28 protein-coding genes are annotated in these 22,392 nt (G+C 45.8%); 24 read left to right on the top strand and 4 right to left on the bottom strand.

Features of this window, described 5'->3' with window-relative positions:
* Positions 1–14 precede the first annotated feature (14 nt).
* Complete coding sequence (locus tag ACRC6Q_RS08020) at positions 15–1,976, top strand: hypothetical protein (protein ID WP_223632527.1); 1,962 nt, start codon at positions 15–17, stop codon at positions 1,974–1,976.
* 58 nt (positions 1,977–2,034) lie between these two features.
* Here ACRC6Q_RS08020 and ACRC6Q_RS08025 read toward each other — a convergent pair whose 3' ends face one another.
* A complete protein-coding gene (locus tag ACRC6Q_RS08025) occupies positions 2,035–2,244 on the bottom strand; it encodes a cold shock domain-containing protein (protein ID WP_006831634.1) in 210 nt (69 codons plus the stop codon).
* A 165-nt stretch (positions 2,245–2,409) separates the two neighbouring features.
* Between ACRC6Q_RS08025 and ACRC6Q_RS08030 the strand changes: the two genes are divergently transcribed.
* The 7 genes from ACRC6Q_RS08030 (at position 2,410) to ACRC6Q_RS08060 (ending at position 7,624) form a co-directional block, all read left to right on the top strand.
* Positions 2,410–3,045: an HD domain-containing protein gene (locus tag ACRC6Q_RS08030; RefSeq protein ID WP_223632523.1), complete on the top strand. Its 636-nt coding sequence runs from the start codon at positions 2,410–2,412 to the stop codon at positions 3,043–3,045.
* Entirely contained in the window at positions 3,042–4,925 is a 1,884-nt protein-coding gene (locus ACRC6Q_RS08035; protein WP_431466202.1) for an ABC-F family ATP-binding cassette domain-containing protein, read from the top strand. The genes ACRC6Q_RS08030 and ACRC6Q_RS08035 overlap by 4 nt, the downstream gene beginning before the upstream one ends.
* A gap of 26 nt (positions 4,926–4,951) precedes the next feature.
* Positions 4,952–6,082 (top strand): conserved virulence factor C family protein, encoded by a 1,131-nt coding sequence (locus ACRC6Q_RS08040; protein WP_431466203.1) that lies wholly within the window; start codon positions 4,952–4,954, stop codon positions 6,080–6,082.
* A 149-nt stretch (positions 6,083–6,231) separates the two neighbouring features.
* On the top strand, positions 6,232–6,534 hold the full coding sequence (locus tag ACRC6Q_RS08045) for a hypothetical protein (protein WP_431466204.1): 303 nt from the start codon (positions 6,232–6,234) through the stop codon (positions 6,532–6,534).
* 32 nt (positions 6,535–6,566) lie between these two features.
* Positions 6,567–6,821, top strand: coding sequence for a hypothetical protein (locus tag ACRC6Q_RS08050; protein ID WP_431466205.1), 255 nt, complete (start codon positions 6,567–6,569; stop codon positions 6,819–6,821).
* A 240-nt stretch (positions 6,822–7,061) separates the two neighbouring features.
* Positions 7,062–7,268 carry a hypothetical protein gene (locus ACRC6Q_RS08055; protein WP_431466206.1) on the top strand — a complete coding sequence of 69 codons (207 nt, stop codon included), beginning with the start codon at positions 7,062–7,064 and terminating at the stop codon, positions 7,266–7,268.
* A gap of 113 nt (positions 7,269–7,381) precedes the next feature.
* Positions 7,382–7,624 carry a hypothetical protein gene (locus tag ACRC6Q_RS08060; protein ID WP_223632499.1) on the top strand — a complete coding sequence of 81 codons (243 nt, stop codon included), beginning with the start codon at positions 7,382–7,384 and terminating at the stop codon, positions 7,622–7,624.
* Between the two features lie 79 nt (positions 7,625–7,703).
* On the opposite strand, the gene ACRC6Q_RS08065 is transcribed toward ACRC6Q_RS08060, so the two are convergent.
* Both ACRC6Q_RS08065 and ACRC6Q_RS08070 read right to left on the bottom strand, forming a co-directional pair.
* Positions 7,704–7,940: a hypothetical protein gene (locus ACRC6Q_RS08065; protein ID WP_223632497.1), complete on the bottom strand. Its 237-nt coding sequence runs from the start codon at positions 7,938–7,940 to the stop codon at positions 7,704–7,706.
* 128 nt (positions 7,941–8,068) lie between these two features.
* Complete coding sequence (locus tag ACRC6Q_RS08070; protein ID WP_223632495.1) at positions 8,069–8,302, bottom strand: hypothetical protein; 234 nt, start codon at positions 8,300–8,302, stop codon at positions 8,069–8,071.
* 260 nt (positions 8,303–8,562) lie between these two features.
* On the opposite strand from ACRC6Q_RS08070, the gene ACRC6Q_RS08075 reads away from it, so the two are divergent.
* The 16 genes from ACRC6Q_RS08075 to ACRC6Q_RS08150 all read left to right on the top strand — a co-directional run bounded on the left by ACRC6Q_RS08075 (position 8,563) and on the right by ACRC6Q_RS08150 (position 20,338).
* Positions 8,563–9,000: a BrxA/BrxB family bacilliredoxin gene (locus ACRC6Q_RS08075; RefSeq protein WP_223632493.1), complete on the top strand. Its 438-nt coding sequence runs from the start codon at positions 8,563–8,565 to the stop codon at positions 8,998–9,000.
* Positions 8,997–9,779 (top strand): class I SAM-dependent methyltransferase, encoded by a 783-nt coding sequence (locus tag ACRC6Q_RS08080; RefSeq protein ID WP_223632491.1) that lies wholly within the window; start codon positions 8,997–8,999, stop codon positions 9,777–9,779. Before ACRC6Q_RS08075 ends, ACRC6Q_RS08080 begins: the two co-directional genes overlap by 4 nt.
* 271 nt (positions 9,780–10,050) lie before the next feature.
* On the top strand, positions 10,051–10,644 hold the full coding sequence (locus ACRC6Q_RS08085) for a YpjP family protein (protein WP_223632489.1): 594 nt from the start codon (positions 10,051–10,053) through the stop codon (positions 10,642–10,644).
* 270 nt (positions 10,645–10,914) lie between these two features.
* Positions 10,915–11,859, top strand: coding sequence for a thymidylate synthase (locus ACRC6Q_RS08090; protein ID WP_431466207.1), 945 nt, complete (start codon positions 10,915–10,917; stop codon positions 11,857–11,859).
* Between the two features lie 76 nt (positions 11,860–11,935).
* The gene (locus tag ACRC6Q_RS08095) at positions 11,936–12,421 is read left to right on the top strand and encodes a dihydrofolate reductase (protein WP_223632487.1); all 486 of its coding nucleotides are present in this window, start codon (positions 11,936–11,938) and stop codon (positions 12,419–12,421) included.
* 3 nt (positions 12,422–12,424) lie between these two features.
* Entirely contained in the window at positions 12,425–13,165 is a 741-nt protein-coding gene (locus ACRC6Q_RS08100; RefSeq protein ID WP_431466208.1) for a lysophospholipid acyltransferase family protein, read from the top strand.
* An 88-nt stretch (positions 13,166–13,253) separates the two neighbouring features.
* On the top strand, positions 13,254–14,093 hold the full coding sequence (locus ACRC6Q_RS08105) for a DegV family protein (protein WP_223632482.1): 840 nt from the start codon (positions 13,254–13,256) through the stop codon (positions 14,091–14,093).
* A gap of 39 nt (positions 14,094–14,132) precedes the next feature.
* Positions 14,133–14,933, top strand: a complete 801-nt coding sequence (locus ACRC6Q_RS08110) for a GDSL-type esterase/lipase family protein (RefSeq protein ID WP_394121694.1) — start codon at positions 14,133–14,135, stop codon at positions 14,931–14,933.
* 12 nt (positions 14,934–14,945) lie between these two features.
* Positions 14,946–15,521: a YpmS family protein gene (locus ACRC6Q_RS08115; RefSeq protein WP_223632477.1), complete on the top strand. Its 576-nt coding sequence runs from the start codon at positions 14,946–14,948 to the stop codon at positions 15,519–15,521.
* A gap of 16 nt (positions 15,522–15,537) precedes the next feature.
* Entirely contained in the window at positions 15,538–16,068 is a 531-nt protein-coding gene (msrA, locus tag ACRC6Q_RS08120) for a peptide-methionine (S)-S-oxide reductase MsrA (RefSeq protein ID WP_223632474.1), read from the top strand.
* On the top strand, positions 16,065–16,490 hold the full coding sequence (gene msrB / locus ACRC6Q_RS08125) for a peptide-methionine (R)-S-oxide reductase MsrB (RefSeq protein ID WP_223632471.1): 426 nt from the start codon (positions 16,065–16,067) through the stop codon (positions 16,488–16,490). The genes msrA and msrB overlap by 4 nt, the downstream gene beginning before the upstream one ends.
* A 59-nt stretch (positions 16,491–16,549) precedes the next feature.
* Positions 16,550–16,765: a YozE family protein gene (locus ACRC6Q_RS08130; protein WP_223632467.1), complete on the top strand. Its 216-nt coding sequence runs from the start codon at positions 16,550–16,552 to the stop codon at positions 16,763–16,765.
* Positions 16,766–16,834: 69 nt separating this feature from the next.
* The gene (gene deoD / locus ACRC6Q_RS08135) at positions 16,835–17,539 is read left to right on the top strand and encodes a purine-nucleoside phosphorylase (protein ID WP_223632464.1); all 705 of its coding nucleotides are present in this window, start codon (positions 16,835–16,837) and stop codon (positions 17,537–17,539) included.
* A 108-nt stretch (positions 17,540–17,647) separates the two neighbouring features.
* The gene (locus tag ACRC6Q_RS08140) at positions 17,648–19,162 is read left to right on the top strand and encodes a S41 family peptidase (RefSeq protein ID WP_431466209.1); all 1,515 of its coding nucleotides are present in this window, start codon (positions 17,648–17,650) and stop codon (positions 19,160–19,162) included.
* 58 nt (positions 19,163–19,220) lie between these two features.
* A complete protein-coding gene (locus ACRC6Q_RS08145; RefSeq protein ID WP_223632458.1) occupies positions 19,221–20,102 on the top strand; it encodes a CobW family GTP-binding protein in 882 nt (293 codons plus the stop codon).
* A complete protein-coding gene (locus tag ACRC6Q_RS08150) occupies positions 20,099–20,338 on the top strand; it encodes a hypothetical protein (RefSeq protein WP_223632454.1) in 240 nt (79 codons plus the stop codon). Before ACRC6Q_RS08145 ends, ACRC6Q_RS08150 begins: the two co-directional genes overlap by 4 nt.
* A 451-nt stretch (positions 20,339–20,789) precedes the next feature.
* Here ACRC6Q_RS08150 and ACRC6Q_RS08155 read toward each other — a convergent pair whose 3' ends face one another.
* Positions 20,790–22,166 (bottom strand): MATE family efflux transporter, encoded by a 1,377-nt coding sequence (locus tag ACRC6Q_RS08155; RefSeq protein ID WP_431466210.1) that lies wholly within the window; start codon positions 22,164–22,166, stop codon positions 20,790–20,792.
* Positions 22,167–22,392 lie beyond the last annotated feature (226 nt).

The following is a 22,392-nucleotide window of genomic DNA, read 5'->3' on the forward strand; positions in this document are numbered from 1 at the left end:
TTGGGGGAATTTCAATGTCAACAGGATTAACAACGAAAGACAAGTTCGGACAGGCGCTTCAAACATTGGAAGAAGCAAAGCCGTTCGCTAAAAGTATGTATCAGACAGAGGTTTTCCAATTGGCCACTGAACTTGCTTCCACAGAAGAAGGGCTAGCCCAAATATATGAGTTTGCTCAGCAATTCGATCAAGCGGGCGTATTCCATGCAGGTCCCTGGGCAGATGCCTCAAATCTTGAAGCTCCGTTTGTTGGAGGAGCTCTGAAGGTCAAAGGCATCAATTCGGTAGTCGAGATGCTCAGTGAATTGCGTATGCTTTCAATAGCCGAAGGCAGGTATGAACATCCAGAAGTTTCCGCTGAAGAAGCAGCCACATTCCTGAATGAAGTGCTGGCATTAAATTTGGATCTTCTGTTTCCCCCGGAAACCGAAGAAGCGAGAGTAGCAGGTGGGGGCGAGCATCTCGAAAGAGGCGAGCGCTTATTCCGCTTTCTCGGCGGCAAGCTTTCGTATAAAGCGGTCGCTGAGAAATTAGTGGAGGAAATCGAGCGTTTGACAGTTCAGCGTCCCATCATGGTGGACCGGATCGTCTTGATGATTGAAACGGCTACGCGCATGATTGATGAAAACATCTCTGACGAAACCAAAAATCGGCTGCTTTATTTTAAGAAAGCCATTACGTATCCGACTGCATTGAGCGAGCAGTACCCGGATTTGAAATCATATCGTCTGCAATTGATGAAGGAAAGCGAAGAAACCCTGCAGCAAGAAGCCCAGGCATTTGCAAAATCCATCAACGAAACCGGGTTGGTGTCGCCGGTCAATGCAGTGTTCTTGCGCTATCTCAACCGGAAATATCCTCATCTATTGAGTGATGCTTTAAGCTTGACTGAACAAGGCCAGGCGAGTTTGAACGCCAATCCGGAATTGATTCGGGACATGATCCAAATTTCCGTTCATCCGCAGACGAGCAAAGTGGTTTATGGCTTGTCGAAAATGCTGGACCGTGGTGTGCTGACCCAGGAGCCTTTGCTGCCGGCACTCAGAAGGCTTTTTGAAATCGACATCCAGCCGGAAGTGAAGCAGCTGCTGATGAAACCGGAATTCAGAAAAGGCGGCATCACTGCGAACGGTGTACTGGTGGGGGGAGTCATCAATGTGCTCGGCCAGCCTCTTGGCATCGGCCAAGGGTTGAACCCGACATGCCAGTCGGCGAGAGCACTGAGCCTCTGGGCTCAGCACGGCATCGGCCAATTGCTTGAATACATCGCCCGTGCTGTACGTGAAAATGATATCGATATGACATTTGAAGGAGAACCGATCCATTCCAATATGGTGATCGGCGGTGTCGCCGAGGAAATTCATCAGGATCTGGATCCTGTCTCCATCGTACTGGTTCCTCATCTCGACAAAATCTACAACGAAATGATGAAGAAAACCATATTGCGGGGAGAAGATGGTCATAAATGGGTCAATCCTGAGTTTTACGGTGAATGGATTTCCCGTGGCTTTGCCAATATCATCGACCCGTTAACCGGCTATGCAGCTGACTATGCAGCTTTTGTCCGGTTGTTCTATGCTACCCATCATCCCGAATACAACGAAGGTTATGAAATGATTTACCCGAATCCTGTGGGAATCTACATCACCAATGTACATGGCAATCTTTTAGGGTTGCATGCCGTATCGATTCAGCGGATAGCAAAAGATCCGCAAGGTGAATACCGTGTCTACTTCTATAATCCGAATAATGACAGCGGACAGAATTGGGGCCAGGGAATTCTGACGAGCGTACAGGGGAATGGGGAGCTGGAAGGTGAATCTTCCTTGCCTTTCCATCAATTCACTTCCCGGATGTATGCCTTCCATTATAATCCTTACGAACAAGGCGACCTGATTATGGTTGAGGATTCAGACGTAGAGAAAATAGAAGCATTGGCACGTGAAAGCTGGGGAAAAAATTACACATGGGTTTAAACGGACAAAAAAATAAAAAGCAGGAACGGAATTTCCGTCCCTGCTTTTTTCTATTGGATTATTCTGAATCGATTTGAATAACATTTGCAGCCTGTGGTCCGCGATTGCCATCAATAATATCAAATGACACGGTCTTGCCTTCGGTCAATGTCCGAAACCCATCGCCCTGGATGCCTGTAAAATGGACAAATACATCATCACCATCATTATACTCAATAAATCCGTAACCTTTTTCTGAGTTAAACCATTTCACTGTTCCCTGGTGCATGCGAGTTCCCCCTATTATTGAGTATGCCATGGACCTATAGACGCCATGTTATGGATGGCTATACTATACATGAAGCCTATCGAAACGTCAATAATCGTTGGGAATACAGGCATTCTGATGGCATTTCAGGTTATAATAGAAGAAACAGGCGATAGGAGCGGAAGCATGGACCAGGAAAAAATCAAGCAATGCCGTAACGAAGTGAAGAAAATCTATGAGCAGTTCGATGCCAGCCATGATTGGCAGCACGTTGAGCGGGTATTGAAAAATGCAGAAATCATATTGGAGCAGGAGCGGGCAGATGCGTACATTGTCGAACTCGCAGTGCTGCTGCACGATGTTTCGGACCCGAAATACAAAAAACCCGAAGAGGATTTGGAGCAGGACATCCTGGATCGCCTGGAGCTGCCAGATATCCATAGGCAAAGGGTCCAAGACGTCATTGCTTCGGTTTCCTTCAAAGGCGGCAACGGCAAGCCGGCAGCAAGCATTGAAGCGAAGATCGTCCAGGATGCAGACCGCTTGGATGCCATCGGAGCGATCGGCATCGCCCGGGCATTTGCCTATGGCGGAGCCAAAGGGCGGAAGCTCTACGATTGGAACGAAAAAGCACGCACAGCAATGACGGAACAGGAATACCGGGAAGCACAAACAAGCAGCGTTACGCATTTCTATGAAAAGCTTTTGCTGCTGAAAGATCAAATGACAACGGAAACTGGTAAGCAGATGGCTGAAGAACGCCATGAATTTATGCTATCCTTTTTAAAGCAACTACAAACAGAAACGGATGGGAATAAATGAGCCACTTAAATATTACGAAATTAACAAAAACAGTTGGAGCCAAAACATTATTCAAGGATGTCGAATTTTCATTGTATCCAGGAGAACGCGCCGGATTGATCGGCGTAAACGGAACAGGGAAATCGACCTTGATGTCCATTTTGGCAGGAACAATGGATGCTGATAAGGTCGTTATGGACCATCCGAAGAAATACCGGATTACGTATTTGATGCAGGAGCCGGAATTCGATGAGTCATTGACAGTTCTTGAAACAGTGTTCTCGGGTGATTCACCGATACTGGTCTTAAACCGCGCCTATGAGAATGCTTTGAAAAATATGATGGTCGATTCAAGTTCTACTCAATTGCAGGACGAGTTAATGGATATCCAGGAAAAAATGGAGCAGGAGAATGCTTGGGACATCAATGCCTTGGCCAAGACAGCTTTATCCAAACTGGGGATCGACATGTACGACCAAGTGGTCAGCGAGCTTTCGGGCGGCCAGCGCAAACGTGTCGCCCTTGCTAAAGCATTGATCGAACCAGCGGACCTGATCCTTCTGGACGAGCCGACCAACCATTTGGACGCCGTTTCAACGGAATGGCTTCAGGAAACTTTATTGCGCATGGGTTCAGCCATGCTTTTTGTTACCCATGACCGCTATTTCCTCGATGCCGTTTCTACACATATCTTCGAGATTGCAGATCAGACGATGTACACCCATAAAGGGAACTACGGAGACTATTTGGAAAACAAAGCGATTCGAGACGAAATGAACGCCTCGTCTCAGCAAAAACTCGAAAACCGCTTCCGTTCAGAATTGAAATGGATTCGACGCGGAGCAAAAGCGCGTTCAACCAAACAAAAAGCGCGGATTCAGCGTTTTGATGAAATTAAAGAAAATGTCCAAAAAGAAAACGACAATACTTCTTTGGAACTGTCGATGCAAAGCCAGCGTCTTGGCAAGAAAATCATTGAAGGCAAGGACATGGGTGTCGCTTTCGGCGACAAGCAGATCTTCAGTGGTTTTGACTTCCTATTGCAGGGTGGAGACCGCATCGGCATCGTCGGGCCAAATGGCGCCGGCAAATCGACCTTAATGAAGATGTTGGCTGGCGAACTGGAACCGACTACCGGTAAGATGGAATATGGCAGTACGGTGAAAATCGCCCACTTCACACAGCATTTGCCGGAAATGGATGAGTCCCAGCGGATGATTGAATATATCCAGGAAACATCCAGTGATTTTGAAGCTGAAAAAGGAGTTCGCCTGTCTGCAACGCAGATGCTTGAACGCTTCCTGTTTCCATCGAATGGCCATGGCACGCAAATCGGCAAACTGTCGGGCGGCGAGCGCAAGCGCCTGTATCTCTTGAAACTATTGATGGAACAGCCGAACATCCTGTTCCTGGATGAGCCGACAAACGATCTGGACATCCAGACACTTTCGGTTTTAGAGGACTTCCTGGAAAACTTCCCAGGCGTCGTCATTACGATTTCCCACGATCGCTTTTTCCTTGACCGCATTGCGCGGAAATTATGGACAACAGGCACCGGGAAAATTGAAGAATATCAAGGCTTATACTCTGAGTTCATCAAAGAGAAAAACAATCCGGTGTCCCTGGCTGAACAGGAGCTTGTTGAAACAATTGTGCCTGAGCCGGTGAAACCGAAAAAGAAAATGAAAATGACCTATAAAGAACAGCAGGATTACGATGGCATTCTTGAGAAGATTGCACAGGCGGAAGCGAAAATCGAAGCACGCGAAGAGGAAATGGCTCTGGCTGGTGCAGATTACGATAAACTGCAGAAGCTGACAAAAGAAGTAAATGCACTGACGGCTGATTATGATGCATTGATCGAGCGGTGGACCCATCTTCAGGAAATCGCGGAAGCATGATCTATTAATTGCAGGAGGGATTTTTTGTGAAAATCATTACCATTGAACCGACGCCAAGTCCAAACACGATGAAAGTGATCATCGATCAGGAGTTGCCATTTGGCAAAAGCCACAATTACAACAAGGAAAATCTGGCAGGTGCACCGAAAGAAGTTCAAGAATTGCTTTCGATTGACGGAGTCAAAGGCGTCTACCACGTAGCTGACTTTTTGGCAGTCGAGCGCATCTCGAAGTTTGACTGGGAAACGATCTTGGCACAGGTCCGCAATGTCTTTGGCGAAGACCGGGAACATTCAAGCGATGAAATCGAAATGGACGAGCATTTCGGTGAAGTCTATGTACATGTTCAGGAATTCAAAGGCATACCCTTGCAGGTCAAAGTCTTCGATAACAGCTCTGAAGAACGTTTTGGCATGCCGGAGCGATTTGTCACTGCTATGAAGCTGGTCATGGACCCGACAGAGGAAAACTACCTGCTGCAGCGTAAATGGGCCGATTACGGCGTCCGTTACGGTGACAAAGGCGAAATCGGCAAAAGCATGGTGGAAGAAATCGAAGCGGCTTATCCGCAGGACCGCCTGGACGCGCTGACTACGAAAGAAGAGGCAGAGCAGGCACAAGCAGCACCACGGGGCCGCAGGATTTCTGCAGAGGAATTCAACGCGCCTGATTGGGAAACCCGTTTCCAGCTGCTCGATCAAATGATTGAAGCGGATGTGGACGACCTTCCATTGCTGTCTCTTGCGTTAGATGACGAAAAGATGTCAATCCGCCGCCAAGCCGCTATTTTCCTTGGAGACATCAAGGATAAAGCAGTGGTGCCTTACGTCGAACGTGCAATGAAAGACAAGAGCTGGGCCGTCCGCAGAACAACGGGGGATACCATCAGTGACCTCGGTTTTGAAGAATTCGAACCGATTATGGTGGAAACCTTGAAGGATAAAAATAAGCTGGTCCGCTGGAGAGCGGCGATGTTCCTGTATGAAACAGGGACAGAAGCAGCATTGCCTGCATTGAAGCAAGCAGAAGAGGATCCGGAGTTTGAAGTGAAGCTCCAGATTAAAATGGCGATCGCACGCATCGAACTGGGTGAAGACGCCAAAGGGTCCGTTTGGAAACAAATGACCGAAGCGCGCGAAGCGATGAAAGACCAATAAAATTGAAGGCCGGTGACTGAAAAGTCATCGGCCTTTTTCTGTCATTAAGTCAACTTGTTCCAAATAAAATGTTTCCTTCGGTCCATTAAGAGGTAAAGTGCTCCTAACCGAGATAAAAAGGGAGTCATAATTTACTAGGAGGAATACAGATGGCAAACAGCGTTTATTCAATAGAAATCTTATCCAGTGGAAAGTACGAATCATGGGAATTTGAAGACCGCCAAAAACGTGATGCTTTTTTTGAAAAAGTAAGCAGGCAATTTAAAGAACAAAAAGTAAAGGAGCAGGAAGACGATATCGATGATACGCAGATTGTTCAGCTGTCTTCCAATAATCTGGAGATAAAGGACGATGGAAAATACAATCAGGATACTTCGTATGAATGGTTCGAATACGACATCTTCAGCAAAATGCTGGATTTCATCAACCAAGAATACGACAAGCTGGGGTAGGTAATTCTTTAAAGAAAGGAAGGTAGATGAAAATGAGGCTCACGAAAGATCAGTTGGAAGTCATCGCAAAAACTTTGAATGCCAAAGGCGTCAGCAAAACATGCGCAGCTTGCGGTACCAAAGACCCTGTAATGGTGGATGAACTTCTGTTTTTGGGGAAATCGACAACGGGCAAGTTTCCATTAGTGGTCACCGGATGTGGTCACTGCGGACTCACGCAAAGCTTTGCAGTTAATCGGCTGGTGCCGGGGTTATTTGACAATCTGGCATTCGAAAAGGAAAGTTGACTAACTGAAGTGTTCCCCAACTACCCATTTCGGGTAGTTTTTTCGTTGTCAGGAAATCGTGTTTTGTGAGTGGGTAATGGCAGATATATAGGAAAAAATAGGACTATAAAATCACTTTATGCATCAAAAGATACGAATTTATCAATATTATTCATTTTTATTAAAAATTATTAGGTCCTTGTATACGTTTAATGGTATTAAATTTATGCTATCTTGTATGTATACATAGGAGGGTTTCAGGTGAATCTTACAGTCGATGGGGTAGTATTGAATCAAAAAAGAAGTTCGTTGATCATCAAAGAACTCATAAGAGAAGCAGTGGCAGAACATCCACAAGATGTAGAAGAATATTTAAAGGATTACACGGTAGAAGAGGTCGGAAGCTCCATCATTCTTCGCCCACCATCCGTTGAAGGCATTCAAATCTCACTATTTAAGTCGTCCTGAGGGACGGCTTTTTAATTTGTCCGGGTAGTAGGGTAGTATGTTAAAAGATGTGAAGTAAGCCATATTCAAAGTTTCAATTTTACTGTATATTGAAAAGAGAAAAGAGTGATATTATGGGCAGTGCAGTATTTCCCGCAAAAAAGAAAAAAATAGAAGCTATGATCAAAAAATATGGTATAGAGATGAGTTGGCATGTTTTTAAGACTAATTTTAAAATTGATTACCCAGAAGATTGGGAGCTGATCAATGCGGCTTTTGAAAGTTACCAAAAAAACACCAAAAGAGGCAAAAATCATCCGATGCCCCATCCGGATAAATATCTTAAGAATCTGTATAACAGCTTCTCAACCAAATAATGAGTTTAAAAGAGCATCCAACCGGATGCTTTTTTTCTTGGAATTCACATAGTATGCAGTGAGTAAAAAAACCTTCCTTTTAAGGGAGGTCAGTAGAATAGATTTTCTTGAAAAGACTTTCAGCCGCTTCATCGATCGACGTGTAGTATTCGACTTTGTGGCTTTCACTGGAAGTGACCTCCAGGATGAATGTGTCCTTGATGCACTTAACTTTAAGCGTATTTTCACTTTCTTCAATAGCGAATGTGTGTGTAATTGAAGAAGTGTTGAAATGGCAGGTGATTAATAGGAGATCCTTAATGTGATTCAACTTCATAACGTTAGCTCTCTTTCAGGGTCAGGCTTAACTTTTCATTTATACGTACATCCGGGACAAGTTTCATGAAAAGTAATATATTTCACTATTTTCAAGAAAATCATAAAAAACCCCTGAGAGATCAGGGGTTAAGCATTGTGGGGTGAATTAACTTGGAGTTCTACTATTTTCACTGCTTCCGCAATAGAATCAAATAACTCTACTCTTTGTTCTATGAGAAAAGTAAGTTCTATGGTGGAAGTTGATGGGATACATCTTGCACGAATCAAATAAATACCATCTTTACTAAAGGTATGGATGATTATGGCAGTATTGTATTGGCGTATGGTAGTCAGTATTTCTGTTATACTTTCTAATTTCATGGTAATTCCTCATTTCCATAATTGGAAATTGACTAAGTGAAGTCTCAAAGAATCCATTACATCATACAATTCCTACTATAACATAGTAAGGGAAATCATGTAGAAGACAAGAGCAACTTCCGAATCTCCATTACGATCAGTTTTAAGGTTTCTCAGAAATAGATCGGTACACTATGAAATTAGGAGTTATCTGGGTTACACTAAAGGAGATAAGATTCTCGATACGCAACAAAATATTTACTAGGAAAAGGGGCGAAAGCATGAACGCATATGATGAATACATGAAAGGCATAGTTGTACCTATGCGCCAGGAATTGACCGGTGCGGGGTTCAAGGAATTATTGACGGCTGAAGAGGTCAACGAACATATGAGCAGCGCTCACGGCACAAGTCTTGTAGTCATTAATTCAGTCTGCGGCTGTGCAGCTGGTTTGGCACGTCCGGCAGTCATTGAAGCGCTGCAGACAGTGGAAGCTAAGCCGGAACATCTGGTGACGGTATTCGCTGGACAGGATAAGGAAGCGACTGCACAGATGCGCAATTATTTTGAAGAGATACCACCGTCTTCACCCTCAATTGCCGTATTGAAGGATGGCCAATTGGCTCACTTTATTCCGCGCGAACACATTGAAGGTTATCCGATGGAACAGATCCGCGACCATTTGGCACAGGCCCTTGAACAGGTGGCTGCTCAGTGAAAACGGTCATCACCACAGCGTACCGGCCAACTTCGTACATCTTCGAACAGGCCGGCCGCGTTTCAGCAGATCTTTCGCTCGATCAGATTCCACGCAATAAACGCTCCATCGAAAGATTGCATATGGATGAAAGAGCGGATCTTCTAGTCTGTTTAAAGGAACGGCTCGAGTTTTATCCACTGGGTAAAAACGAGCCGTTCTTTTTTCATCCGAATTCAGCGGCTTTCCGGACAAAAAGGCCGCTTGAACAAGACCCTTTGATCGAAGTATCGAGTCTACAGCCCGGCGATTCTTTTCTGGACTGCACATTGGGGTTGGCATCTGATTCGATTGTGGCTTCCCAGCACGTTGGTGAACAGGGCCAGGTGTATGGCTGTGAAAGCCATCCTGTCCTCGCATACGTCGTAGGGCAAGGCCTGCAGCAATATAGCGGCATGCCGCATTTGGAAGAGGCGATGAAACGCATTAAAGTGATTTCTTCCGATGCGGTGTCATTTTTGCAGAAACTGGAAACAAATTCGATTGACGTGATCTACATGGATCCAATGTTCACAGAAGAAATTACGGAAGCATCCAATTTTACACCACTAAGAGGTCCCGCTGACCAGGGGCAATTGACACAACAGTGGATGGACGAAGCGAAAAGGGTGGCGCGCAAGGCGATTGTCCTGAAAGCGCATTTTCGCTCACAGGATTTTGAACGCTTCGGTTTTACCCGGCGTGTACGTCCGAATACGAAATTCCATTACGGTTTGATCTCTTGCCAAACCAAAAAATAAGCAATAAAAAAACTTCCCGTTATCCAGGAAGTTTTTTTATTGCTTACTAGTCTGTAAAAGAAAGTGAAGTCAAATATACGAGCATAAATAGAAGACCCAGTCCAATCAATAATGATGCATCCATGAAAAATTCCTCCTTTTCAAAAAAACAAGGCGTTGTTAATGACTTTATTGTACAATGAATTTCAAGAAGATGAAACCTTTACCAATAAAATTCGTATAAATAAGCAAGCGTGTTACTAAAATGTTCATAAATGAAAAGGTGATGTTGATGAAAAATTGGTGGCAAAAGTCGCTGGTGATTGCAGTTGCCGTTTTAACATTGGGCGCCATCTCTCCGAACCATCTTATCTGGGAGTCGCTTCTGGACGAAAAAGGCCAACCGAAATCACATGCAGCAGAAAGTGATAACAAACAATATACGTATGATTGGATCGATCCGAGTGAGTTCTACATTACCGGTGAATCCATACTTGACACTGTGCACCAATCTGCCGAAGAGCAGTCTTACCTGAAGTTCGGATCGCGGATCGGTCCTGTGATACAGGATGAATTCCAGACCATGATCCTGCCGAACATCCAGCGGGCGATCGACGTTCATTTGGCAACTCTTGATTCCGGTAAATTAAGCAAACTGGCCATATCTGAGAAACCGTCCGGCGATTACTCAGAAAAGATCTTCCATGTCTACGATACTGAAACCAATAAAGACGAAATCCGCTTCCATGTCAGAACGGAGAAAAAGCCGCAAGTTGGCTATTCCTTCAATTTCCACTACCATCTGGCCGAAGATGATTTCCAAAAGCACATAACCGTGGGCGATATTTACTGGTCCAAAAATACACCGCCGAAATGGCTCTCCTAAACCGCTCACTATGTGACGGTTTTTTGTTTTGGCGAATTATACAGTAGAAAAATGAGTTCGCTTTGAATTTACCAATCTCTTAGCGCCGGCGCGTCCGCGGGCTGGGCGGAGCGATAAGACGGGTGTACTTCCCGGCTTATTGTGTGAGCCTTGCCCAAAGCGACCGAAGCGGCATCTGAAATAATGATTCTCAGGTTTAATTTAAATTTAAAATCTTTATTAACACCAGCAGTATTGTTATGATTAAACTTAATAATGGAGGCGAATTACATGAAACAATATTTAGACTTATGCGAACATATTTTACATAATGGAGCGACGAAGGAAGATCGGACCGGTACAGGAACCTTAAGTGTCTTCGGCCACCAGATGCGATTCGATTTAACTGAAGGGTTTCCACTGATGACCACTAAAAAAACGGCGTTTCGCTTGATCGTCTCGGAACTTCTCTGGTTCATCAAAGGCGACACCAATGTCCGGACTTTGCTGCAGGACAATAATCATATATGGGATGAATGGGCGTTTGCCCAATGGGTCACAAGCGATGAGTATGCAGGTCCCGATATGACTGATTTCGGCCGCCGTGCGCAAAAAGATCCGCAATTTGAGGAACTGTATAAGATGGAAATGCAAGGCTTCCAACGGAAAGTCATCGAAAATCCGGAGTTTGCTGAAAAGTACGGCGACCTTGGGCCGGTTTACGGCAAACAATGGCGCTCTTGGGCAACAACCCAAGGCGGAACCATCGACCAATTGAAAAATGTCATTGAGTCGATCAAGAACAACCCGGATTCCCGCCGTCACCTGGTTACTGCCTGGAACCCTGAATTCATCGACGACATGGCTTTGCCGCCATGCCACATCATGTTCCAATTCTATGTAGCGGATGGCAAACTGTCCTGCCAGCTGTACCAGCGCAGTGCAGATGTCTTTTTAGGCGTGCCTTTCAATATTGCATCCTATGCGCTTTTGACACACCTTATTGCACGGGAATGCAAGTTGAAAGTCGGCGATTTCGTCCACACAACAGGCGATACCCATCTGTATTCCAATCATCTGGAACAGGTTAAAGAGCAAATGGCAAGAGAGCCAAAACCATTGCCGACTTTAAAGATCAACGAAGACGTCGAATCGATTTTTGACTTGACTCTGGCGGATATTACAATTGAAGGGTACGATCCGCATCCGCGGATCAAAGCGCCGGTCGCAGTTTAATGGATTTATTTAATAACAAAAAAGCCTGATCATTAAAGCTCAGGATCCGCCGAAGAGCGGTATAGGAGGAAAATGCATGATTTCATTGATGGTAGCGCATGATCAAAACCGTGTCATCGGCATAGGCAACGAATTGCCTTGGCATATCCCAGCAGATTTAGCTTATTTTAAAGAACACACCATTGGGAAAGGCATCGTCATGGGGCGCAACACGTATGAATCCATCGGCCGGCCGCTTCCGAAGCGCCGCAATATCGTCGTCACTCGCAATGATGATTATGAGGCGGAAGGTGTCGATGTCGTCCATAACATACAGGATGCCGTAAAATTAGCCAAAGAAGTCCATGAAGAAGTCATGATCATCGGCGGCGAGCAGATCTTCAACTCGGTGCTGGACGATGCAGACCGCTTGTACATCACGCTAGTACATCAGTCATTTGAAGGGGACACCTACTTCCCGGAATATGGACGTGAATGGAAGCTCGTTTCAGAGTCGGAACAGCAAATTTCAAACGAAGTGCCTTTTTCGTATCTGGTATACGAACGGCGCAAAAAGAAATAGACCATGTTTAATTCGATCCGGACATTCTCGTTTCTTTTTGGCTATTTGCCATTCAGTGCAGTGAACCTGAAAAAGTGCATGAAGCAGAAACCTCAGCTGAGCATACAGGAATACGATCAACTGATCCATATAGAGCCCCAAAAATGGGCATCCGGCATTATGGAGCGGACGAAAAGCACCGTCTCGATTACCGGAATGGAAAATTTACCTGAAGGACCTGCCCTTTTTGTCAGTAATCATGAGGGGAATTTTGATATTCCGGTCCTGCTTTCGACAATCCCGAAACCATTCGGCTTTATCTCCAAAAAAGAAGTAAAAAAGCTGCCGATCATCTCCATGTATATGGAACAGATGAATTGCGTCTTTTTGGATCGCACCGATCGTCGGAGCGCATTAAAGTCCATCACCGATACAGTCGGGAAATTGAAAGATGGCCATTCGATCTTGATTTTTCCTGAAGGGACTAGAAGCAAAGGACAGGGATTGGGTGAATTCAAGTCCGGGTTCATGCGCATTGCAAAAGATGCAGGTGTACCTATTCTGCCGATTGCGATTCATGGAACTTCCGATATAATGGAAAAAAATAACAACAAGGTCTTGCCAGCGGATGTCAAGGTCCAGATTTTGAATCCCATCTCTGCAGAATTGATCGGAACGCTTGATTCGAAAGAAGCGATTACATTGGTCCGGTCGCAAATTGCTGAAGCTGTTTTGACACTCGCTCTCTCAAAAACCACTAACTGAGGATGGGTTTTGAAGCGGGTAGCAACCCTATCAGTTGTTTACTGTTCTGTAATTCCTTAAACTAAGTAGAGAAGAAGGAAGTGATTTCATGTCCAAGATTCATATTGTCACGGATTCGACCGCCGATCTAAAACCGGAGGTCATTGAAAAATACGACTTGCATGTAGTTCCCTTAACGATTCAAATCGGCGGGAAAACCTATCTGGATCGGGTTGACCTGGAGCCTGAATCTTTTCTTGAATTGATGAAGAATTCCGATGAAATGCCAAAAAGCTCACAGCCGGCTCCTGGGGTATTCAAGGAACTTTATGACAAGCTAGGCGAAAATGGAGATCAGATTTTATCAATCCATATGACCGGCGGAATGAGCGGCACTGTCGAATCGGCAAAAACCGCAGCTCAGCTGACGGATTCGGATGTTACGGTCATTGATTCACGCTATATTTCCCATGCGCTGACATTCCAGGTGTTTGAGGCTGCTGATATGGCGAAAGCCGGAAAATCAATGGAAGAAATCGTGGAGCGCATTGAACAGATCCGCCTGAATACGAAGCTGTTCGTCGTAGTGGATACGCTCGATAATTTGGTGAAAGGCGGCCGTATCGGAAAAGGCCGCGCATTATTGGGGTCATTGATGAAGATTAAGCCGATCGCTTCATTGGATGACGGAGAGTATACGCCAGTTGCCAAAGTCAGAAGCCACAAGCAAGTGGTGGATTACTTGATGAAAGAGTTCATGGAGCGGACAGCCGGGAAGATAGTCAAAGGTGTCGGCATTGCCCACGCCAATGGCTTGGCGATGGCTGAACCGTTGCGGGAAAAAATCAAGGAAACGGGTTTTACGGATATTAAATTCGATTTTACAACTCCAGTCATCTCCACCCACACGGGTATCGGAGCGATTGGTTTTATGTACTACACGGATTAACTGAAGTGGTAAGGCCCATTCGAAAAAGGGGAGACAAATTTGAAACGCATCCTGTTTATTATTGTCATTTTGTCCATGGGTATAGTAGCGGGGTGCAGTCCAACGTTTATCTTTGGAAATGAAGAAGCGGAACCAAGAAGCGAACCAGCCATCAATCCATACACGGTTCCGCCTAATTTCATTCCTCAAGCAGTGATTCTCACAGCGCTTGGGGATTCCTTGTCTCAAGGCGTAGGCGATACAGAAAATCTGGGTGGCTATACAGGTCGGATTGCAGCCGAAATTCGGACCTGGCAAGGAATTGAAGGGGTCGCTGTTGAAAATACCGCCAAACGCGGGCGCCGCAGCGATCAATTGCTGGCCATGTTCCAGCAAGGTGAACTTACCGGTCCGGTGGCGGAAGCGGATTACCTGACAATGACAATCGGTGGCAATGATGTCATGCGGATCGTCAAACGGGATCTGTTTTCGTTGAATATGGAAGCTTTTGCTGATGAACTGATTCTCTATGAAAATCGATTCGATACGATTTTTACGGCAATCCGGGACATCAACCCGAATGCCCCTATGATCGTAATGGGCATCTATAATCCCTTCTCGCTCATTACGGATGAAGTCGAGGAGTTCGATCAAATTATCGCCTCATATAATGATGTGATGCAAGAAAGAGCAGAACAGGATCCGCAGGCATGCTTTGTGCCTGTCAGTGATTTGTTTGTCGGCAATAAAAACTTGGTTTACCATTCCGACTTTTTTCATCCGAACAGCAAAGGGTATGACTTGATGACTGAGCGCATCCTGGAACGGATGGAAGAATGCGGATTGAGCTATCAAGAATAGGGTGGTGACATAATGAAAAAATGGCGTATCGCTTTCTTTATACTGCTAGCATTTAATGTCCTGGCATTGGTGGGAGTCGTGCTTTATGTGACCACTCCGCCAAAAGATTACACATCTTATCAGGCATTAAAAAATGCTCCTGCTACCGGCAATACGGTAGTGGTCAATACGACAAAAGCTGATTTTGAAGGAATAGCCAATACCTATATCCAGGATGCCATGAAAGACCAGCCGATTCCTTTAGCATTGTCGGTTAATGACGATGTCAGTTTGTCGACAGAGCTTACTATTTTTTCAGTGACCCTGCCGATTTTGATGAAATTTGAACCGCTCGTTCAAGAAGATGGAAATTTATTGCTGGAACAGAAGTCGGTAGAAGTCGGTATGCTGGATATTCCTCCCGAATCTGCGTTAAAGTTGCTTAGAGATTCGGTTGAACTTCCAGAGTTTATGGAAGTGATGCCTGCGGACGAAGAAGTGCTGCTCAAGTTGACGGAAATTCCATTGGATGATGGCATTTCCGTTCGTGCATCATCATTCAACCTGCAAGAAGACGATATCCGATTACTGGTGACAATTGAACCATAAGGAACGGAGTGGACGTATGAAGACAGAAAAAGCAACATTTGCAGGCGGCTGTTTTTGGTGTATGGTCAAGCCTTTCGATTCATTGGATGGCATCGAAGAAGTGGTGAGCGGCTATACAGGCGGTGAGTTGCCAAATCCGACCTATGAACAGGTTTGTTCAAATGCCACAGGCCACGTAGAAGCTGTTCAAATTACCTTCCAGCCGGAGATTTTTCCATATGAAAAATTACTGGATGTATTTTGGACACAAATCGACCCGACAGATGCAGGCGGCCAATTTTTTGATCGCGGCGAATCTTACGGAACAGCAATTTTCTATCATTCTGATGAGCAACGGATCGCAGCAGAAAAATCCAAGCAGGAACTGGACAATTCAGGCAGATTTGAAAAGCCTGTAGCCACGCCTATCAAGGAAGCAAAGCCGTTTTATCCGGCAGAATCGTATCATCAGGATTATTATAAGAAAAACCCTGCCCATTACAATCGTTACTCGGTAGGTTCCGGGCGGACAGCGTTTATCGAAAAGAATTGGGGTGGACAATCATGAAAGAAGAATTGAAAGCGAAGTTAACGCCGATGCAATATCATGTAACCCAGGAAAGCGGGACTGAACCGCCTTTCCAGGGAGAATACGATCAGCATTTCGAAGACGGCATCTACGTAGATATCGTTTCTGGAAAACCGCTTTTCAGCTCCAAGGATAAGTTCGACGCCCATTGCGGCTGGCCGAGTTTTGCCAAGCCCATTGATGGCGCAGAAGTAAAAGAGAACTTGGATACAAGCCACGGTATGAGAAGAACAGAAGTCCGTTCTGAAACGGCTGATTCCCATCTTGGACATCTTTTCCCGGATGGACCGTCTTCTCTTGGCGGCCTGCGCTACTGCATCAATTCCGCAGCACTTCGTTTTGTGCCTAAAGATCAATTGGATGCGGAAGGCTTATCCGAATACAAGAAATTGTTTGAATAACGGGTTTCCCGGACAACTGTCCGGGTTTTTTTTGCCTTAAATTATGGAAGGAGACCTTCATGGAACGTTCATTTTATCAATTTGCATTGAAATACCGGGGGAAGCTCGTAGCTGACGATTATTCACGCTTTGCGGAAGCGATGTTCTTGGATCATTCATTTCCCAAAACGGCCACGGATTTCGACAAGCTATCCAAATACATCGAAGAAAAGGCGCATCCCGTCATGAAAGCGTCCACCTTTGATGACATGTGGGAAGAATATACAGGGGAATAAGGCTCGTCATTGCACTAAAGGAAAAAAACCAGTATGATTAAATCGACTATATTAAAGTGAGGTTTTTAGATGAGTGTTCATATCAATGCGAAAAAAGGCGATATTGCCGAAACAATTCTACTGCCGGGAGATCCGCTTCGTGCAAAATACATAGCGGAAACTTTCTTGGAAGATGTGACTTTGTACAACGAAGTCCGCAATATGTTCGGATATACCGGAACATATAAAGGGAAACGCATCTCTGTTCAAGGAACAGGAATGGGTGTACCTTCAATTTCGATCTATGTTACAGAATTGATGCAGGAATACGATGTGAAAAAATTGATCCGTGTTGGAACATGTGGTTCAATCCATAAAGACGTTAAGGTTCGCGACGTCATCTTGGCACAAAGTGCTTCAACTGATTCAAAAATGAACGAGATCATTTTTAAAGGTGTCAACTATGCTCCTACAGCTGATTTCGATCTATTGCTGAAAGCGTACAACGCCGGTATTGAAAAAGGATTGAATTTACGTGTTGGGAACGTCTTTACTGAAGATGTCTTCTACAACGAATTTGCAGAGCACGAAAAATGGGCGCAGTATGGTGTCCTGGCACTTGAAATGGAATCTTCTGCCCTATACACATTGGCTGCGAAATTCGGCCGCCAAGCCCTTTCAATCTTAACTGTCAGCGATCACTTGCTGACTGGTGAAGTGACGACTTCCGAAGAGCGCCAAACAACGTTCAACGATATGATCGTCGTAGCGTTGGACGCAGCGATCCAAGAGTAGAAAGAAAAGAGCAAGCAGCCTCTCAAGTTTTAAAAAAAGACTGTCTTGACAGTCTTTTTCTTTTAATGCTCTCCAGTTCTGAAGGCAATTATGAAAGTGGTGAAATAGATGGATGATAAACATCCGGGGGAAGAGCATGAACAGATTCCGCCAGTAGAAGAATCGCCGTCGCACACTATTAAGATGAAAACATTCTCGTTCATTATGCTTGTCTTCCTTTTAATAATAGCAACGGCAGGTTTGACCGTTTTTGCCTTAACGTTCGGCGACGACAAAGCAGTGGAAGTCAATTCGCCGGAACGCCGCGAATTCGAGAAGCTGTATACGGCATATGACCAAATCCAGGATCAGTATTTCGAGGATGTCGACAGAGATGTTCTGGTCAATGGAGCGATCAACGGCATGGTCGACTCGTTGGAAGATCCGTATTCCGATTACATGAATGAAGAAGAAGCATCTCAATTCCTGGAAGGGATTTCTTCAAGTTTCCAGGGAATCGGTGCAGAAGTGCAGGAACGCGGCGGGTTTATAACAGTGGTTTCGCCCATCAAGAATTCACCTGCAGAAAAAGCGGGTGTCTTGCCGAACGATCAGATTATAGCGGTTGATGGAGAAAGCATCCAAGGCTTTACAACAACTGAAGCGGTTATGCTGATTCGTGGTGAAAAAGGGACTGAAGTTACATTGACCATCGTGCGTGGCGAAAATGCAGATCCGATCGATATTACCATCGTGCGGGATGAAATTCCGATCGAGACCGTTTACGCGGAAATGGTCGGAGACAAAGTCGCACATATTCAAGTGACAAGTTTCTCTGAAAATACCTATCAGGAATTGCTTGATGCCATTGAGGAAATGGAAGCTGAAGGAATGGAAGCGCTCGTCATGGATGTGCGCCAAAATCCGGGTGGCTTGCTGGATGTGGCTCTTGATATTTCCGACTTGTTTATTGAAGAAGGTAAACCATTATTTGAAGTTCAGGCAAAAGGTGCAGAACCGGAAATCTATATGTCTACAGCAGGTACGAAAATCGATGTTCCTGTTACGATGCTGATCGATGGCGGCAGTGCTTCAGCGTCCGAGATATTGGCAGGAGCGATGAACGAGTCGGCAGACATCAAATTAGTCGGTGAAAAGACATTCGGCAAAGGGACTGTCCAAACAGCCAATGACCTTCAAGATGGCTCTAATTTGAAATTTACGACAGCTAAATGGCTGACACCTGACGGCAATTGGATCCATGAAAAAGGAATCGCGCCGGATGTGGAAGTGGCATACCCTGCGTATGCGTCTCTTCCGGTACTGGATACTTCAGTAGAGCTGAAAGACGGCGTCATTTCCGACCAGGTCAAGACTGCGGAGCAGATGCTCGAGGCACTTGGCTACGAAGTCGGAGAAGTGGATGGTGTATTTGAAGAGCAGATGACAGAAGCTGTGGAAACTTTCCAGGAGGAAAATGACCTGGAAGCGACAGGCATCTTGACTGGAGACAGTACATTTGCAGTAATGGATGCATTGCGTGAAAAAATCGAAAATGATGATCCGCAATTGCAGGAAGCTAAAAAACTTCTGATGGAAGAAGCGGGAATCGCAGCTTCGGCATCAGAAGAAACTGAAGAGTGATTTCTAAAGGTCCGCTTAGGCGGGCCTTTTCTTAATCAGGGATTGAAAGGATGAGACGATGAAGGATGTATATTTGTTCAGTGGATTTTTGGGGAGCGGGAAAACGACGCTGCTGAAAGGCATGATCAGCCAAATGAAAGAACAAGGCCTCAAGCCTGCCGTCTTCATGAACGAACTCGGTAAAATGAATATGGATTCCGACTCAGTAGAAGATGGCGTGCCGTTGAAGGAAATCCTTGACGGCTGCATTTGCTGCTCGGGATCCGAGAAATCAGAAGCGCAGATCCAGACCCTGCTGGCTGAAGAGGACTTCGACGTCCTACTGATTGAAACAACAGGTGCCGCACATCCGGTAGAAGCCTTGGATGCCATCTTTTCTCCCTTATTTGCTGACCGCTTGAATTTCAAAGGGATCGTCACGGTAGCCGACAGCAAACGGTGGATGGACCGGGGTAGCTTATCGCCGCAGATCCGTTCGTTGTTTTTGGAGCAGATCCGCCACGCCGATTTGATTCTGGCCAATAAATCGGACTTGCTGACAGAGGGCGAGCAGGGAACGGTGGTTTACGAAATCCAGTCGCTGAATCCGAAAGCACAGATCATTCAGACCGTGCACGCCAAAGTGCCATTTTCGGCGTTGGATAAATTGACGCCTTCAAAGTCGGGAGACGTTGCGAAAGCCCCGATCTCAAAATTGAACCTGAATGCCAAAGTGCTGCAATTTGAAGCACCAGTGCAACGGGAAAAGTTTGAGGAGTGGCTGCGCGCACTCCCGGATACGGTATTCCGCATCAAAGGCTATGTGCCGCTCGAAGGCGATAAATATCCGCATGCCTTCCAGTTTGCCTATGGGATGGCGCAATGGCTTCCTGAATACATCAAGATGCAGAACCAGATTGTCGTAATCGGAGAAGGCTTGGAAGGAGTCGAGCTTCCATGATTGAGGCTTATCGGAAACTCTGGCCGCAACGGGCGGCAGCGGAAAAGATTGCGACTCAGCAAGAGCTTGAAAAATACATGCTGATCGAATTGGATGACGAACTGACCCATCCACGCGTCCGCAAATCCAGACAGCAAAAACTGGAGTTGGCACTGGCGCGGATTGAACAATCAGATTTGTCGCAGACGGAAAAAGACGGTTTGGCCGCTTTGTATCGAAAACTAGCCGCTGAGTAGATCGAAAACCGATTGGGAAATAGTCGGCATAACTAAAAGCAGGACACGAAAAATCATTGATTTTTCGTGTCCTGCTTTTTATCGTTCCCTATTTTATTCAGGCTGTCAAGAAACTTCTAACAAGCCGTGGTTTTCCGAAGCTTACCGCTCGCTTTCCGCGGGCTCGCGTCCAAGCCTCCTCGTTCGCTTTGCTCTCTGCGGGGTCTCGGCCGTCTCGCTTTCCCGCAGGAGTCGAGCGGACGCTTCTCTAAACCACTTTATGAACTCTTTCTTCTTTGAATGTAGCGGAAGGCGGCGACTCCAACGGGAGCAGTGACGGAGCAAAGCGACAGAGCGACACGAGCTGGAGCCACTGGACTGAGCAGAGCGAGGGAAGCGGCAGAAGCCGTGCCCGTGGAACGCGTCCGCCTAGAGCGAAATGTAGTATGAAGACTTTTTCAACAAGCTGATTTTATTGCGCGTTCCGCGGGACTGCTGCGGTTTGACGGGAAATCTTTTTTTGGATCGACAGCAAGCGGATAGACAAGGTGACGGCTCCTGCCGTCAAGCCGACAATCAAACCGATCCAATAGCCGAAGGCACCGAAATCAGTGAAATTTGCCAGCAGGTATCCGCAAGGCAAGCCAATGACCCAATAGGATATCAAGGCCATGATGAAGGTGATGTTCACATCCTTGTATCCGCGTAACGCTCCTTGAACGGGCGCTTGAATCGCATCAGAGAGCTGAAACAAAGCTGCAAACAGCAGGAACTGCACGGCCAATTCGACCACCACAGGGTCTGAGGAATACAATGCCGCAATTTCACTGCGCATGAAGAACAGGATACAGGCGGACAGGGCACTCAAGATGATAGCAGTGCCGACACTCAGCCAGCTATAATATTTGGCATCCCGGAAACGTTTGGCACCGACTTCGTAGCCGACCAGAATTGTCGCGCCCATAGAGATACTGAGCGGCAGCATATACAATAAGGATGCGAAATTCAGGGCAATTTGATGGGCTGCGATGGTGACGGTGCCGTAAACTGCCAGCAAAAACGTCACGGCAGAGAAAATACTGGTTTCCACAAAAATCGAAATGCCGATGGGAACCCCGATCCGGCTGATTTCGCCCCAGTAGCCAAGCGACACCTTCGGCCATTTACGGAAGATGCCGTAGGAATTGAACGGACTTCTTGTATGGATGATCCAGATGGCAATCGCAAGAATCAGCCAATATGTGATGGCCGAGGCAAAACCGGCTCCTGCGCCTCCAAGTTCCGGGAAACCGAAATTCCCGAAGATCAGCAGGTAGTTGAAGAAGATATTGATAGGTGCCGACAGCAGTGAAATGACCATTGTCACACGAGTGGCTCCGAGTGCATCGATATAGGAGCGCAAGGCATTGTAGACGAATAACGGAATCAACCCGATCGACATCGCAAAGATATAACGGCTTGCGACATCTGCGACAACCGGTTCAAGGTCCATGAAGGCCAGCAGATAATCGATGCCGAAGTAGAAGAAAGCAAAGACGATTGCAGACAGCAGGAACGCCAAATAAATCCCTTGCTGGACGGCTTGTTTTACTTGTTCTTTTTTCTTAGCTCCCATCAATTGTGCTACAATTGGAGTGATGGACATAAGAATACCAGCAAGGCCGATGTAGACGGGCACCCAAAAGGACGAGCCGATCGAAACGCCTGCCAAATCTTCTGTTCCGTAGCGGGCAGTCATGTAAATATCGAAAAATGTCACCATATACATCGCTATTTGCGTGACAAGAATCGGGAAAACAATTTTCACCAACAGCAGCATTTTTTCTTTCATGGTTCTTGTTTGGTGCATACTTCTTTCCTCCCGCAAATTATCTGAGTTGCAATTTGACTGTAGTTTTTCATATCGCTTCGGCTGTTTTGGGCAGAGTTCAAGCAAGAAGCCAGGTACAGTAAAGCAGTCTTCTTACTTTGTTAAAGCCATGGCACGCCGGCGGTAAGATATTATAAAAACAATTTTACACATAGAATCCAGTATAGCATAGAAAGGCGTGCTTAAAGCGGTCCGGCTATGCCAA

It is taken from the genome of Planococcus sp. SE5232 (assembly GCF_050686535.1).
Lineage (GTDB): Bacteria > Bacillota > Bacilli > Bacillales_A > Planococcaceae > Planococcus.